The 14,644-nt window shown below is 65.1% G+C and carries 16 protein-coding genes; 6 read left to right on the top strand and 10 right to left on the bottom strand.

Features of this window, described 5'->3' with window-relative positions; all coding sequences use genetic code 11:
- Window positions 1-100 precede the first annotated feature (100 nt).
- On the bottom strand, window positions 101-721 hold the full coding sequence (locus ACZ5BO_RS16100; RefSeq protein WP_025128292.1) for a TetR/AcrR family transcriptional regulator: 621 nt from the start codon (window positions 719-721) through the stop codon (window positions 101-103).
- A 152-nt stretch (window positions 722-873) separates the two neighbouring features.
- On the opposite strand from ACZ5BO_RS16100, the gene ACZ5BO_RS16095 reads away from it, so the two are divergent.
- Window positions 874-1,314 carry a hotdog fold domain-containing protein gene (locus tag ACZ5BO_RS16095; protein WP_025128291.1) on the top strand — a complete coding sequence of 147 codons (441 nt, stop codon included), beginning with the start codon at window positions 874-876 and terminating at the stop codon, window positions 1,312-1,314.
- A gap of 59 nt (window positions 1,315-1,373) precedes the next feature.
- Here the strand turns inward: ACZ5BO_RS16095 and fabV are convergent, their stop codons facing one another.
- Both fabV and ACZ5BO_RS16085 read right to left on the bottom strand, forming a co-directional pair.
- On the bottom strand, window positions 1,374-2,570 hold the full coding sequence (fabV, locus tag ACZ5BO_RS16090; RefSeq protein WP_025128290.1) for an enoyl-ACP reductase FabV: 1,197 nt from the start codon (window positions 2,568-2,570) through the stop codon (window positions 1,374-1,376).
- Between the two features lie 279 nt (window positions 2,571-2,849).
- Entirely contained in the window at window positions 2,850-3,896 is a 1,047-nt protein-coding gene (locus ACZ5BO_RS16085) for a lysozyme inhibitor LprI family protein (protein ID WP_464700987.1), read from the bottom strand.
- A gap of 188 nt (window positions 3,897-4,084) precedes the next feature.
- Between ACZ5BO_RS16085 and ACZ5BO_RS16080 the strand changes: the two genes are divergently transcribed.
- Together ACZ5BO_RS16080 and ACZ5BO_RS16075 are read left to right on the top strand one after the other, a co-directional pair.
- Window positions 4,085-4,828, top strand: a complete 744-nt coding sequence (locus ACZ5BO_RS16080; protein ID WP_464700985.1) for a substrate-binding periplasmic protein — start codon at window positions 4,085-4,087, stop codon at window positions 4,826-4,828.
- A 7-nt stretch (window positions 4,829-4,835) separates the two neighbouring features.
- Window positions 4,836-5,159 (top strand): hypothetical protein, encoded by a 324-nt coding sequence (locus ACZ5BO_RS16075; RefSeq protein ID WP_025128287.1) that lies wholly within the window; start codon window positions 4,836-4,838, stop codon window positions 5,157-5,159.
- Between the two features lie 50 nt (window positions 5,160-5,209).
- Here ACZ5BO_RS16075 and ACZ5BO_RS16070 read toward each other — a convergent pair whose 3' ends face one another.
- Complete coding sequence (locus ACZ5BO_RS16070; RefSeq protein WP_464700983.1) at window positions 5,210-5,500, bottom strand: hypothetical protein; 291 nt, start codon at window positions 5,498-5,500, stop codon at window positions 5,210-5,212.
- A gap of 172 nt (window positions 5,501-5,672) precedes the next feature.
- On the opposite strand from ACZ5BO_RS16070, the gene ACZ5BO_RS16065 reads away from it, so the two are divergent.
- Window positions 5,673-6,485, top strand: coding sequence for a DeoR/GlpR family DNA-binding transcription regulator (locus tag ACZ5BO_RS16065; RefSeq protein ID WP_025128285.1), 813 nt, complete (start codon window positions 5,673-5,675; stop codon window positions 6,483-6,485).
- A 43-nt stretch (window positions 6,486-6,528) separates the two neighbouring features.
- Here the strand turns inward: ACZ5BO_RS16065 and ACZ5BO_RS16060 are convergent, their stop codons facing one another.
- The 6 genes from ACZ5BO_RS16060 to ltnD all read right to left on the bottom strand — a co-directional run bounded on the left by ACZ5BO_RS16060 (window position 6,529) and on the right by ltnD (window position 12,957).
- Window positions 6,529-7,596: an alpha/beta fold hydrolase gene (locus ACZ5BO_RS16060; protein ID WP_464700981.1), complete on the bottom strand. Its 1,068-nt coding sequence runs from the start codon at window positions 7,594-7,596 to the stop codon at window positions 6,529-6,531.
- A 71-nt stretch (window positions 7,597-7,667) separates the two neighbouring features.
- Window positions 7,668-8,450, bottom strand: a complete 783-nt coding sequence (gene otnI / locus ACZ5BO_RS16055; RefSeq protein WP_464700979.1) for a 2-oxo-tetronate isomerase — start codon at window positions 8,448-8,450, stop codon at window positions 7,668-7,670.
- A 21-nt stretch (window positions 8,451-8,471) separates the two neighbouring features.
- Window positions 8,472-9,935 carry a GntT/GntP/DsdX family permease gene (locus ACZ5BO_RS16050; RefSeq protein ID WP_025128282.1) on the bottom strand — a complete coding sequence of 488 codons (1,464 nt, stop codon included), beginning with the start codon at window positions 9,933-9,935 and terminating at the stop codon, window positions 8,472-8,474.
- A gap of 178 nt (window positions 9,936-10,113) precedes the next feature.
- Window positions 10,114-10,752 (bottom strand): 3-oxo-tetronate 4-phosphate decarboxylase, encoded by a 639-nt coding sequence (otnC, locus tag ACZ5BO_RS16045; RefSeq protein WP_464700976.1) that lies wholly within the window; start codon window positions 10,750-10,752, stop codon window positions 10,114-10,116.
- Complete coding sequence (gene otnK, locus ACZ5BO_RS16040; RefSeq protein ID WP_464700974.1) at window positions 10,749-12,041, bottom strand: 3-oxo-tetronate kinase; 1,293 nt, start codon at window positions 12,039-12,041, stop codon at window positions 10,749-10,751. The genes otnC and otnK overlap by 4 nt, the downstream gene beginning before the upstream one ends.
- 10 nt (window positions 12,042-12,051) lie before the next feature.
- On the bottom strand, window positions 12,052-12,957 hold the full coding sequence (gene ltnD / locus ACZ5BO_RS16035; protein ID WP_025128279.1) for an L-threonate dehydrogenase: 906 nt from the start codon (window positions 12,955-12,957) through the stop codon (window positions 12,052-12,054).
- A 548-nt stretch (window positions 12,958-13,505) separates the two neighbouring features.
- On the opposite strand from ltnD, the gene ACZ5BO_RS16030 reads away from it, so the two are divergent.
- Both ACZ5BO_RS16030 and ACZ5BO_RS16025 read left to right on the top strand, forming a co-directional pair.
- A complete protein-coding gene (locus ACZ5BO_RS16030) occupies window positions 13,506-13,856 on the top strand; it encodes a hypothetical protein (protein ID WP_025128277.1) in 351 nt (116 codons plus the stop codon).
- Between the two features lie 406 nt (window positions 13,857-14,262).
- Window positions 14,263-14,550, top strand: a complete 288-nt coding sequence (locus tag ACZ5BO_RS16025) for a hypothetical protein (RefSeq protein WP_025128276.1) — start codon at window positions 14,263-14,265, stop codon at window positions 14,548-14,550.
- The last annotated feature ends 94 nt before the right edge of the window (window positions 14,551-14,644 follow it).

The raw sequence follows: 14,644 nt of genomic DNA, 5'->3' as shown, positions 1-14,644 counted from the left end.
TTGAACAATCTTGCGCAATTGCCTGGCCATGGCCTTACCCTGCCGTTGCCGTTGCCGTTGCCACTGCCACTGCCACTGCCGTTGCCGCTGCACGGGGCCGCTACTGCGCGCCGCCGAGGGAGCGCCAGGCCGCCGCCGCCAGCTGTTCGCGGTAGCTTGCGGGGCTTGCCTGGACCCGCCCGGACAACCAGGCCCGGCAGTAGTTCTCCGCCGGGCCGACGATCAACGAAGGCACCAGTTCCGCCGGCCAGCGCTGCAGCAGGCCATCCTCGGAGCGCTCTTTCATCCACCCCAGCAGGGTGCGGTTGCGCAGCCGGTTGCGGTTCGCCAGTTCCTCGGCGAACGGCCCCTTGGCCACGGCGAAGCGCGCCTGGAACTGAAAGCGCGCCCATTCCGGCTGCTGGTCGACCCAGTCCACATAACTGTGGACCAAAGCCTGGACCCCCTGCTGCAACGTGCCGGCCGGCTCCAGGTACTGGTCGCGCAATTGCCCCTGGTCTTCCAGGGCGGCGAAGAACAGCGCCGCCACCAGCCCTTCCTTGTTGCCGAAGTGGTGATAGATGGCACCGACGCTGGTGTCGCATTCGGCGCGGATCATCTCGATGGTGGTGGCTTCCAGGCCTTGCTGGTTGAAGCTCACCAGGGCCTGTTTGAGGATCGCGCGCTTGAGTTCGGCGCGCCGCCCCGGGTAGCGGCGCTCCAGCAGTTGGGTATCCGGCATGGCTTGGCAGGTCCTCGCAGGTTCACGGAAGCGGGCCCCTCGGCCCGGTTTGCACAGGCCTGGCAGCTTGACAGATTTTCCGTTAGCAGAATATTGTTCTTTTACAGAATATTATTCTGTTTAATCCCGATAACCCTGCAAGAGGCATTTCCATGAGTCAGGTGCTCAGCATGTTCAATTCCGCCGGCGCGGAAAAATTCACCCAGATGGCCTGCCAGATGGCGCCCTACTTCGCCACCATCAACCCGTTGATCGACGAGCTGCAGCCCGGCCATTGCCAGGTGCGCCTGCCGTTTCGCCGGGAGATCACCAATCACCTGGGCACGGTGCACGCCATCGCCCTGTGCAACGCCGCGGAACTGGCGGCCGGGGTCATGACCGACGCCAGCATTCCCGCCGGCGCGCGTTGGATTCCCAAGGGCATGAGCGTGCAATACCTGGCCAAGGCCAAGGGCAGCGTGCGTACGGTGGCTGATGGCAGCGCCGTGGACTGGGCCAGTGCCGGCGACAAGGTGGTGGCGGTAACCGCCTTCAACGAGGAGGACCAGGCCGTGTTCACGGCGCAGATCACCATGAACGTGAAGTTGGCCTGAGCAGAAACGACAACGCCCCTCAGGCTTGAGGGGCGTTGCAGTGAAACGCTACGTCAGGATTACAGCTGGATCAGGTTGTTGATCTTCACGTCCGGATCGACGTCGGCTTCGTAGTCGACCCCCGGGATCTCGAAACCGAACAGGCGCAGGAACTCTTGCTTGTAGCCGACGAAGTCGGTCATCTCGTAGAGATTCTCACTAGTGACCTGGTCCCACAGCTGCTTGACCCGGTCCTGGACCGCCGGTTGCAGTTCCTTGTAGTCGGCACGCAGGCGGCCGTCCTGGTCGATCACCGGCTCGCTGTTGTACAGGCTGTCCTTGTACAGGCCGTAGACCTGTTCGATGCAACCTTCGTGGCTGCCCTGCTCCTTCATCACCTTGAACAGCAGCGACAGGTACAGCGGCATGATCGGGATCGCCGAGCTGGCCTGGGTCACCACGGCCTTGAGCACCGAAACGCGAGCGTCGCCGCCCAGGTCGGCCAGTTGCTGGCGCATGCCAATGACTTTCTGGTCCAGGTCCTTCTTGGCTTCGCCGATGGAACCGTTCCAATAGATGTCGTGGGTCAGCTTCTCGCCCAGGTAGGTGAAGGCGGTGGTCTTCGCGCCTTCGGCCAGGACCCCGGCTTCATGCAGCGCGTCGATCCACATCTGCCAGTCTTCGCCGCCCATCACCGCCACGGTGCCGTCGATCTCTTCCTGGGTCGCCGGCTGCAGGGTGGTTTCCTTGACGATTTCCTTGTCGGTGTCGACACCGCGCAGGGTCACGGACTTGCCCAGGGGCTTGAGGGTCGAGGTCAGCACTTCACCAGTCTTGGGATGGGTGCGGCGCGGCGCGGCCAGGCTGTAGACCACCAGGTCGATCTTGCCCAGGTCGCGCTTGATGGTCTCGATGGTCTCGGCCTTGACTGCATCGGAGAAGGCGTCGCCATTGATGCTCTTGGCGTACAGGCCCTTTTCCTCGGCAAACTTGTGGAACGCCGCGGTGTTGTACCAGCCGGCAGTGCCCAGTTTGCCGTCAACGCTGCCGCGCTCGAAGAACACCCCGAGGGTGTTGGCGCCGCAGCCGAACGCTGCGGTGATCCGCGCCGCCAGGCCATAGCCGGTGGAAGCGCCGAGTACCAGTACGTTCTTCGGCCCTGCGTCGATGGCGCCCTGCTGGGTGACGTAATCGATCTGTTGCTTGACGTTGGCTTCGCAACCCACCGGATGGGTCGTCACACAGATAAAGCCGCGAACGCGGGGTTTGATGACCATACAGAATCTCCCAATTTCAATGTGCCAGACGCCGATGACGGCGGCGGCAGTGTCACTTGCTAAGTCGTAGACGCTCGCGATGGCTTCGCGTCACCAACCGATCGAATTTGCCCGGCAGGACCCGGCTTTTACCCTGCGTCCATGGCCTGCCGGAAGCGCAGGGCACCCTGCCAGGGGCGAGACTCTAGCAGTTGCGCCGATGCGCCACAGCATCCGCCCGGCGAAATCTCCTCGCCCCCGCCCCCGTCGCGCTTGCCACCACGGCTGGGGCCTGGAGGGTCAAGGCATCATGTCCACCTCCAGGCGCTTGCCCTTGGTGCGTTCCTCGTACCAGTTCTGCACCACGTCCGGCAGGCTTTCCTTCCACTCCGGCACGCTGGTGTAGTAGCGCACCCGCACCTCGTCCCCGGGGCCTGTCACCTTCAACAGCGCCACCCACAACTGGCCCTGGGCGCTGCGCACGAAAATCGCCGCATTGGTGTCCGCCAGTCCCCGCAGCCACATATCGGTGACCTCGGCGCCCGGCAGATCGGCAGAAGTCTGGCCGGCAGCGGTTTGGTCGACAAACACCGAGCCGCTGTCCAGCAGGGTCTGGTAGTCGTCCTTGAGCAACTGCCGCGCCTGGCGATCTTCACTCTCGGTGCGCACCAGCGCCATGCTCAAGAGGCTGTACTGATTGGCCAGGGCCTGCTTGCTGGGCACATAGAGCCCGTCGTAAACCACCCCGCTACCGGCGCCACAGGCAAAGGCATCGCCTTGCTGGTCCACCTCCAGCAGCCCCTGGCGGGCGCGGAACACCAGCGTGCAACCCTCGACGCTGTAGCTGGCCTGGCCACCCTTGATCCGTGCCTTGCCGTGCAACGCGCCGGAGTTGGCTCCGCCCATGGCTGAAAGATCGAAGCTCAGGCGGTCCGTGCCCTGCTGCTGGATCACCAGGTCCCCGGCGTAGAACGGGCTGATGGACACCCGCTGCCAGGTGCCCTGCCAATTGAACGGCAGGTTGATGTAGCGCAGCACGCTCAGGCGGCTCAGGTAGGCCCCGCGCAGGCAGGCCAATTGGGCCGCGCACTGGTCGCGCTCCCGGAGCCACTGACGCTGATCCAGGCGCAGCGCCTTGGGGTCCCTGGACTGGGCCAGGGTCGCGGTCCAGGCCTCGCCCAGCTGGCGGTCCAGCCCGGCGGTGTAAGGGTCGGCGCAAATCGCCTTTTCACTGGCACTGGCGGCCTTGCGGCAGTCGAAACTGCTGGCCTGCAGGGCCGTGGCACAGGTCAGGGCGGCAAGCGCCAGGCCGCTGACCTGCAGAGGACGGATAAAGGCTGAAAACATCGAAAGATTCCATTCTGAAAAGGCCGCGCAAGAATACCTGCGACCAAGGGCCCAGAGGACTGTCACGAAGAAAAAAACCTGAGCTGGCAGCCACTGTCGAGCGCCGGCCCAGAGCGTCTGGATTTTCTCGCGACAGCCACTGGCGAGTCGTACTAAGCTCTGTCTTTTTTCACTGCCAAGGTCACTGGATGAAGCGGATTCTGGGGGCGCTGTTGCCACTTGTGAGCCTCTGGGCCCATGGAGCGGAACTGCGGCTACTGACCGACAATCACCCGCCGCTGCATTTCCAGCAGGGCGAGCGGATCGTGGGGTTCGGGGTCGATGTGGTCCACGCGCTGGCGCAGCGCAGCGGCGACCAGGTGACGGTACAGCAACGGCCGATGCTGCGTGCCCTGCGCGATGCCGGAGAAAACCCCGACACTGCGGTGTTTACCGTACTGCGCACCCCCGAGCGTGAAGCGCGCTACCAGTGGGTCGGCCCACTGATGCAGACCGAGACCGCGCTCTATACCCGCGACAGCGATGACCAGCCGGTCACCGACCTGAGCCAGACCCGCGGGCAGATTGCCGTGCCCCGCAGGTGGCTGATCTACAGCTACCTCAAGCAACAGGGCGTGGAAAACCTGTGGGGCGTCGACAGCCCGGAAATCATGATGCGCCTGCTGCAGGTGGGCCGCGTGCAATACGTGGTGGCCGACACCATGAGCGTCAACACCTTTGCCGCCGAAGAGGGTTTGCGGGCCGACCAGTTGCGCTACCAGATGCCGTTGATGCACCAGGACGCCTACATTGCCTTTTCGCCCAAGGTCGACGCCGCCCAGGTGGCGCGCTGGCAACAGGCACTGGAGGCCATGAAACGCGATGGCAGCCTGCTGCAGATCAAGCAGCGCTGGCATATCGACCAGGCCCGTTACCACGCCACAGAGGATTGAACCCGGCATGAATGCGAAAACCCTGGTGACCCACTGGGTTGCAGAAAAACAGCACTACCTGGACCAGCTTCAGGACACCCCGGGCTCCCGCGCCGCTGGGCTCCTGCGCGACCTCGCGCTGCCCGCCGAGCAACAGGCCCAGGTCCTGGCATTGCTCGACTGCGCCCTCACCGACCAGCTCTACACCTTGCTGCTGGGCCTGGACGGCGCAGCGAGTGTCGGCGGCCTGCAGCATGACTTTGCCCTGTACAACGAAGCCGGCCAGGCGCTCACCGGCAACGGCGAGCTGGAGGCCGAGGCCTACGCCCAACTGCATGAACAGCAGTCCTGATCCGTCTACTGGCGCTGCAATTGCCAGGCTGCCTCCAGGGCCGGTTCTACCTATGCAGGCTCAAGCCGCTGCGCGCCGAGCCACAGGCTGAAATCCATGGCCTCGATGCGCAAGGTCAAGGCGGGGTGATCGCCGGGATAGCGGCGCAGCGACAGCTCCAGAGCCGTGGCGGATTCATGGCTGGAGAGCAGGTCCCACAGGCTGCCCTGCAGGTCCAGCAGCACCCTCGCGCTAGCGCGTTCCACCAGCCTGGGGTTGTGCAGCCAATGGCTCATGCGCATTTCTCGCCACGTTGTGCTGAGGCCGAGGCGGCCCTGGAAAAACTCTTCGTCGTCGCTCATCGGCGGCTCCAACCGGTCCCCACGATCCGCGGGGCCGCCAGGGTAGCGCCCGGAACAACCGACGGCTAGCGGATTTGGCCGCGCCAGGCCATTGCGGGCTCCTCTCCAGGGCACGGATTCGCTACTATGCTCAGCCCTTTCGCCATCAGCCGCAGTCTGCTTCGGAGCCCCCATGCCCAACCCCAAGGACATCGCCAGCGACAGCGCTACGCCGATGATTCCCGAGCAGCGTCGCGAACAGATCCTGCGCCAGTTGCGCAAGCACCAGGTGCTCAGCGTGCACCAGTTGATGGAGATGTTCGACTGTTCGCACATGACCGTGCGCCGCGACATCGCCCTGCTGGAGCAGGAAGGCCGGGCCCACTCGGTCACCGGCGGGGTGCGCATCGCCAGCCAATTGCACAGCGAGCCCAGCCATCAGTCCAAGGCGGTGGTGGAGCTGCCGCAGAAGCAGGCCATGGCCAAGCTGGCGGCGAGCCTGCTGCAAGCGGACATGACCGTCTACCTGGACGCCGGTACCAGCACCCTGGAAATCGTGCCCTACATCAAGGCCCTGTCGGGGATGACTGTGGTGACCAACGATTTCGGCGTGGCCCAGGCCCTGATGGACGCGCCCCAGGTGACGGTGATCCATACCGGGGGGCAGCTGGACCACTCCAACCACTCCTGTGTCGGCGGGCTGGCGGTGGCCACCCTGCGTCAGATGGTGACCGACGTGGCCTTCATCTCCACCAGTTCCTGGGACTTGCGCCGCGGCATCACCACGCCCTCGGCGCTGAAGGTCGAGGTCAAGCAGGTGGCGATGCAGTCGGCGACCCAGGTGGTACTGGTGGCCAGCAGCTCCAAGTACGGCACCTTCAGCATGTACAAGATCGCCGAACTTGCGCAGTTCGACATCATCATCAGTGACGCCGCCCTGGCCCCCGCGGCGGCGGACGGGATCCGCAAGCATGGCGTGGAACTGCTGCTGCCGGCACAGTCCTGAGCCAGCGATAGCCCCCCCTGTGGCGAGGGGCCTCCGTGAGCCGCTAGCGGCTTGGTTCAGTCTCGGCCATGAACAGCCCCAGTTCACGGGCGTAGAACCGAGCCATGCCGGTGGTGCCGTGGCCACGGGTTTCGGCGCTGGCGGGAATCAGCAGCAGGCGAGCATCTTTCACCTGTTTCAGCGCCGCTTGCAGGGTGCCGGTTTCCGGCGGGTTGCGCTCGTCATCCGCGGCGTTGATCACCAGCACTGGTGCCTGGATCTTGCCCAGCCCCGGCGCGGCGTTGTAGTCCGCCGAAGACTGCCACTGGTAGATGAAGTCATTGGCATCGGCGCTCTGGCTGGCCTTGAGGCGCTCCTCCACCAATTGGTCGGCCTGGGCCCGGGTCGGCGCCAGGGCCTGATAGGCCAGGGTGCCGCCGCTGGTGCCGGTGGCGAACAGCGCATTGGCCAGGCGCAGGGACGGCGGCTGTTGCCGGTAGTTGCCCTGCTCCCAGGCCGGGTCCTGCTTGATCGACTCCACCAGCAGGCGGCGCATCATCCAGTTGCGCGAGGACATTTCCCCGGGCTGGGAAGCCATGGGCACCAGGGCGTCCATCATCTGCGGCCACTTCTGGCCCCAGATCCAGGTCTGCATGCCGCCCATGGAATTGCCGATGATCAGCCGCAGGTGCTTGACCCCCAGCCCTTCGGTCAGCAGCCGGTACTGGGCCTGGACCATGTCCTCGTAGTTGTACTGGGGAAAGCGCGCCCGCAGGCCGTCCGAAGGCTTGCTCGACTGGCCGACGCCGATGCCGTCGGTGGCGATGATGTAGTACTTGCTGGCATCCAGGGGTTGCCCAGGGCCGAACAGTTCACCGCCAAAATCCTTGCTCAGCAGGTCGCTGGCCGGCCGGTAGGTGCCATGCAGATAGAGGATCGCCGGATGCTTGGGGTCCCCTAGGGTGATGTAGTGCAGCTTCAGGTTGGCCAACTGCTCGCCGTTGTGAAAGGTGAACTGCGGTGCCAGCCAATCACCCTCGGTGGCCGGCGGCAAGCTCGCGGCCGTGGCCAGCGCCATACCGCCCAGGGACAAAATCAGGCCGAGCGCGGCCCGGCAGGCAAAACGCTGCATGGGAAAACTCCTGTGCTTGTTGTTATGGGAGAGGCCCCCTGGCGCGGCAGGCGCCAAGGGGCAGCAGCCGCTTAGCGCGCCTGCCAGTCCCGCAGCCATTGCAGGCCGACGGAGGTGTCGCCACGGGGGCGGTATTCGCAACCGACCCAGCCGTCGTAGCCCAGCTCGTCCATCAGTTGGAACAGGTAGGGATAGTTCAGCTCGCCCAGGTCCGGCTCGTGGCGATCCGGCACCCCGGCGATCTGGATATGGCCGATGCCGGCCAGGTCGCGACGCAGCTTCACCGCCAGGTCGCCCTCGACGATCTGGCAGTGGTAGCAGTCGAACTGCACCTTGAGGTTGGCGGCGCCGACTTCCTTGCAGATGGCCTGGGCCTGGTCCTGGCGATTGAGGAAGAAGCCCGGCATGTCCCGGGTGTTGATCGGCTCCAGCAGCACCGTGACTCCGGCCTTGGCCGCCTGGGCCGTGGCGTAGGCCAGGTTCTCCAGGTACACCCCGTGATGGCGGGCGCGGACGCTTTCCGAGGGCAGCAGGCCGGCCATCACGTGGACCCGCGAGTTGCCCAGCACTGCGGCGTACTCCAGGGCCTTGTCGAACCCCTGGCGGAACTCCTGCTCGCGCCCGGGCAGGGAAACGATGCCCCGCTCCCCCGCCGCCCAGTCACCGGGCGGGGCGTTGAACAGGGCCTGCTGCAGGCCGTGGTCGTCCAGGCGCTGCTTCAGCTCCTGGGGGCTGTAGTCGTAGGGAAACAGGTACTCCACGGCGGTGAAGCCATCGGCCGCGGCGGCCGCGAAACGATCGAGAAAGGCATGTTCCGGGTAGAGCATGCTGAGGTTGGCAGCAAAACGAGGCATGGGAACTCCAGGGACAAAAGGTCAGACAAACGGCCAGATCAGCAGGGTAATACAGAACCCCAAGGTGCCGAGCAAGGTGGTGATCACGGTCCAGGTGCGCAGGCCGTCCGCGACGTTGAGCCCGGCCAGCTTGGTGAAGATCCAGTACCCGGCGTCGTTGATATGGGACATCGCCAGCCCGCCACCGCCCATGGCCAGGCACAGCAGGGCCATGTGGTTGGGGCTCAGGTTGAGGGTGGCGATCAGCGGCGCGATGATCCCGGCGGTGGTCACCAGGGCCACAGTGGTGGAGCCCTGTACGGCGCGCAGCAACATGGTCAGCAGAAAGCCCAGGGCCAGTACCGGCAGGCCGGTGGTGCGCAGCATGTCGGAGACCACCGCACCGATGCCGGTGTCCACCAGCACCTTGCCGAACACCCCGCCGGCCCCGGCGATCAGGATCACCATGGCCACCCCGGGCAAGGCCGAGCCGATCACGTCGGAGACCTGGCTGCGGCTCCAGCCGCGGCGTGAGCCCAGCAGCCAGGCACAGAGCAAGGTGTCCAGCAGCAGCGCCACCAGCGGCGCGCCGAGTACGGTCAGCACCCCACGCAAGGTGGACTCCAGTGGCAACAGGGAGGTGGCCAGGGTGCCCAGCAGGATCAGCACGATGGGCAGCAGGATCAGGCTGACAATCAGGCCGAACCCCGGGGGTGGCGCCGGCGGCAGTTTCGCCGCCAGGCTGCCGGTGGATTCCTCCAGGCCCATGTGCGCCACGGCGGCCACCGCCTGCGGGCTGGCCGGTTGCTCGGAGCCGTTGTTCCAGGCCGCCAGGTCTTCATTGGTGACGTGGGGGCCATAGACTTCGGCGCGGATGTCGTCGGTCATCGGGTAGTTGCGCCGGGTCATGCGCCCTGCCACGCGATAGCCGACGTAGCACAGCAGCGCGGTCAGCGGCAGGCCGAACATCAGCACCCGACCCAGGTCCGCGCCCAGTTGGCTGGCCGCCGCCACCGCGCCCGGGTGGGGCGGCAGGAAGGCGTGCACGGTGAGCAGCGCGGCGCACATCGGCAAGGCGAACACCAGCAGCGGCTTGCGCGCACTGCGGGCCACGCCGTAGGCCAGGGGCATGAGGATGATCACCCCGACTTCGAAGAACACCGGCACGCCGATGATGAAGCCGGCGATGGTCAGGGCCAGGGGCGTACGGCGGTTGCCGAAGCGCTCGATCAGGGTCTTGGCCAGGGCCTCGGCGCCCCCGGACAGTTCGATGATGCGCCCGATCATGGCGCCCAGGGCAATGATGATGGCGATGTGGCCAAGGGTCTTGCCCATGCCGCCTTCGATGGTGGCCACCAGGTCCGCCGGTTTCACCCCGGCCACCAGGGCCACCAGGATGCTCACCAGCATCAGGGCGACAAAGGGTTGGAACTTGTACTTGAGCACCAGGAACAGCAACAGGGCGATGCCGGCCCCGGCGGTGATCATCAGAATCAGCGGGCTCATAACGACAGCCCCCCACAAGGTTGCTGGCGTAAGTGGCAGAGCGTGCTGGAACCCGTAAAGCCTGTGCAGTCATTCATCTCGGGATGTCCTGTTGTTATTGTTTTTTACCGGCAAGCCGCTCCCCGCGAGAGCGCGATGGCGCTCCCGGGGGCGGCTTGACGTGAAGCGTTGTCAGTGATTACCAGGCGGCGCCGAACGCATCCCGCAGTTCATCCAGGGCGTGCTGATCCAGGGGCTCCGGACGCGGCTGGCTCATCAGCCACAGGCGCGCGGTTTCCTCCAGTTCCTCCAGGGCATAGCTGGCCTTGGACACGCTGCTTTCCCAGACCACCGGGCCCAGGCGTTCGAGCATTACGCCGCGTACGCGGTTGGCCAGTAGCGCCACCTGTTCGGCGACCTTGGGCGACCCCGGACGCTGGTAGCCGATCAATGGAATGTGCCCGACCTTCATCACCTGATACGGGGTCAGCGGCGGCAGGATGTCGTCGTCGCGCCAGACCCCGGCCAGGGTCAATGCCACCAGGTGGGTGGAATGGGTGTGCACCACCCCGCCCACGCCGGGATTGCGGTCATACACCTGGCGATGCAGGGCCAGGGTCTTGGACGGCTTGTCGCCACTGACCCACTCCCCCGCCAGGTTGACCTTGGCAATGGCCGCCGGATCGAGGCGCCCCAGGCAGACATCGGTGGGGGTGATCAGCCAGCCATCGTCGAGCCGGGCGCTGATGTTGCCGGCGCTGCCCACGGTGTAGCCGCGCTGATAGAGGCTGCGGCCGACGTCGCAGATTTCCTCGCGCAGGGCGCTTTCGCGGCTCATGGCTGACCTCCGGCCAGTTGGCCCAGGGCCTTGGCGAAAAAGTCGCGCCCACCGAAATTGCCGGACTTCAAGGCCAGGGCCAGGGGCTCGCCGCCGCTGCTGACCGTGGCCGGCACCCCGGGATCGATCTGTGCACCGATCTGCAACAGCCGCACCCCCAAGGCCTTGACCACCGCACCGGAGGTTTCGCCGCCGGCCACCACAAAACGCCGTACGCCGTTGTCCCGCAGGCCCCGGGCGATCTCGCCCAGGGCGTTCTCCACCAAGGCACCAGCGCGCTCGACGCCCAACTGGCGCTGCACCGCCTTGACCTGCTCCGGGGTGCTGGTGGCGTAGATCAGCACGGTGTCCTGCTGCTCCTGGACAAAGGCCAGGGCCTGGGCCACCACCGGTTCCCCCGCCGCCAGGGCCAAGGGATCGACGCGCCAGGCCGGACGCTCGGCCTCAAGCCAGGCGTCCACCTGGGCATTGGTGGCCGCCGAGGCACTGCCGGCCAACACCACTTCGCCCCCGCCCACCGGCGGCAGGCTCGCGGCATCCAAGTCCCGCAGCTTGCCGGCACGACGGAAGTTCTCCGGCAGGCCCAGGGCCAGCCCGGAACCGCCAGTCAACAGCGGCAGGTCGGCGCAGGCCGCGCCAAGGGTGTAGAGATCGGCGTCGGACAGCGCATCGGCAATCGCCATGGCGATGCCCTTGCCCCGCAGTTCGGCGATCTGCGCCCGCACCGCGTCCACGCCCCGGGCCACGCTGTCATAGCGCAGCAGGCCCACCGGCAGGGTGGTCTGCGCCTGCAGCACGCGCACCAGGTTGGCGTCGGTCATCGGCGTCAGCGGGTGATGCTGCATGCCCGATTCATTGAGCAGTTGATCTTGGACAAACAGGTGGCCGCGGAAAATCGTCCGGCCATTTTCCGGAAACGCCGGGCAGGCCAGGGTGAAGTCGCCTCCCAGGGCCTTGAGCAACGCTTCGCTGACCTGGCCGATATTGCCCGCCGCGGTGGAGTCGAAGGTCGAGCAGTACTTGAAGAAGATCTGCTCGCAGCCCTGCTCCCGCAGCCACTGCAGCGCCGCCAGGGATTCGGCCACCGCCTCGCCCACCGGGGTGGTGCGGGATTTCAGCGCGATCACCAGCGCGTCGGCGTCCAGGCCAGCGGCGACCTCGGCGCTGGGAATGCCAATGCTCTGCACCGTGCGCATGCCGCCGCGCACCAGCATGTTGGCCAGGTCGGTGGCGCCGGTGAAGTCATCGGCGATGCAGCCCAGCAACGGGCGCGGATTGGAAGTGCTCATCACAGGCTCCTCAAACGGCATCGGGCTTGGCCACGGGCAACTCGATACCCGGGAAGATCTTGATCACCGCCGAGTCGTCCTCACGGCCAAAACCGGCGCTGGAGGCCTGCATGAACATCTGGTGCGCGGTGGCCGACAACGGCAGGGGGAATTTGCTGGCCCGGGCAGTATCCAGCACCAGGCCCAGGTCCTTGACGAAAATGTCCACTGCCGACAGTGGCGTGTAGTCGGCCTTGAGGATATGGGGCACGCGGTTCTCGAACATCCAGGAGTTGCCGGCGCTGTGGGTGATCACCTCGTACAGGGCGTCGGCGTCGACCCCTTCGCGCAGGCCCAGGGCCATGGCTTCGGCAGACGCGGCAATGTGCACCCCGGCCAGCAGCTGGTTGATGATCTTGACCTTGGAGCCCAGGCCGTGGGCATCCCCCAGGCGGTAGACCTTGCCGGCCATGCCGGCGAGGATGGCTTCGGCCTTGGCGTAGGCGGCGGCCGGGCCGGAGGTCATCATGGTCATCTCGCCGGCGGCAGCCTTGGCCGCCCCTCCGGAGATCGGCGCATCCAGGTAGAGCAGGCCCAGGCCTTCCAGGCGCTGGCCCAGGTCCACGGCGTAGGTCGGGGCCACGGTGGCGCAGCCGATCACCAGGCTGCCGGGGCGCAGTGCCGCTGCCGCCCCGCCCTCGCCGAACAGCACGCTTTCGGTCTGCTCGGCGTTGACCACCACGCTGATGATCACATCGCACTCGCCCGCCAGTTGCGCCGCCGAGGCGCAGGCCACTCCACCTTCGGCAGCGAACTGCTCGGTGACCGCCGCACGGACGTCGCAGGCGTGCACCTTGAACCCGCTGCGCAACAGCGAACGGGCGATGCCCAGGCCCATGGCGCCAAGACCGATGACGCCGACATTGTTGTTATTCATGGGGGACTCCAGAAATAGCCCAGGACTGTGCCGCGCCGGACAGGCGCCAGGCAAGAACCGGGCAGGACAGGGAAATCCGGATTGCAGGTCCGGCAATTGCAAAACAGGCAGCGGCAACAGGCGACGTGCCAGACGGCAAGCCCGGAAGGTGCAGGGCACCCCGGACAGGTGCCGATAGAGGCAGGAGCGAACTGATCATCTTGGCCATCCTGTTGCTGTTGTTATCAGGTTGAACTTTGGCTGTGAACGATCATCCACCAATGAACGGATTATGTGAAGAGCTTTTTCGATCTAACATTTTTTAACATCGTAATTTTCTGCCCGCTGCGCCCGCCACTGGTCGGAACATCAGGGTCCAGCCGCCAGCCCCTGCTACAAACTCTCACAGCCCTGATCTGGATCAGCATTGAACGCAGGATCCTGACCGAGGCTCAGGACATGAAGATCGCTGACTGGCGGTAGCACCCTTCATCGCAACCCCGTTGACGCCCCCGCTGACCAGGGGCCCAATGGTCCGTCTCGTTATGCTTGGATAAGGATGATTCAACATGGCAAACATTGAAGTTCTATCGGGCGATTTCCTGCAGGGTGCCGGTGAGTACCGGCATGGCACCTTCAGGCTCAAGACGGTGCTCAACAGCGCCGGCGTCGAGATCAAGGCATCGGCCTTCAAGAGCCTGGAGATCGCAACCGAAAGCCCCATCGCCAACAAGGACGCGTTTGGCTATGGCATTGCCGGTGCCATGCTGTTGGGGCCGGTGGGCGCAATTGCCGGCTACCTGATGGCCGGCACGGAAAACGAAGTGACCTTCATCGGCACCCTCAAGGATGGCCGGCAATTGATGGCCGCCACCGACAGCAACACTTACAAGGATATATCCCGGCACTTGCTGAACTGATAATCCGCGAAGTTATATCCAGTGCTCATGACGCCCCTCCGTCATGAGCACTTTTTCGTTATATCCCTTATATATCCGCCACGCCCGCGCAAGTGAACTCTTCCCTTAAGCTGAACCTCAGCTGAAACTTCATCGCCAAATAAAGATTCAAGGCAATTTAGCCTTGACTCGGGGGACCCTCCTGAGTAAATTGCGCGGGCCGGTAAATCCGGCCCTTGTTCAACTCACTAAAGAAGCCAATGGACACAGTATCTAGACGCTGTCTGGTCACTGCCGCTGCGCAGAGCCAGGCATTAAACCCTGAAAATGACGGGACTCGACTCCGCGGTCGGGTAAGCTGCGCTAGGGCTTGACGCTCCAACGTAACTTGCCTCCCCGGTACCAGTCCGGTCGCGAGGCAAATGTTATGAACTTCTCTTCTTCTGTTGTAATGCCCGGTGTGCGCGCCTTTGCCGCGACCATGCGGGTCAAGCTGTGCCGGGAGCCCAAGGCCCTGGCCCGCTCGCCTTTCTCTTCCCCATCGCCAGCCAGCGCCACCGCCCTGCGGGCCAATTGGCGTGTCTGCCCGAAAAGTGGCCAGTTGCAGCAACGCTGGAGCCTCGATGACAGCCAGGACCCGCAGAGTCGGGGCGCAGCCCTGCTCTGGCAGCAGGCCGGACTGATCGTCGGCCTGTACCTCGGGGCGCGCACTTAGCCTTAAATCAGCGGATATCTTCCGTTGTTTCCAAGCGAAATCCTTAGTTGGGAATTCGGTGGAATCCTATTGCCTGTCAGTTATAAAACTTGCC

The organism is Pseudomonas sp. FFPRI_1, assembly GCF_055384485.1.
This window is presented reverse-complemented; position numbering and strand designations above follow the sequence as displayed.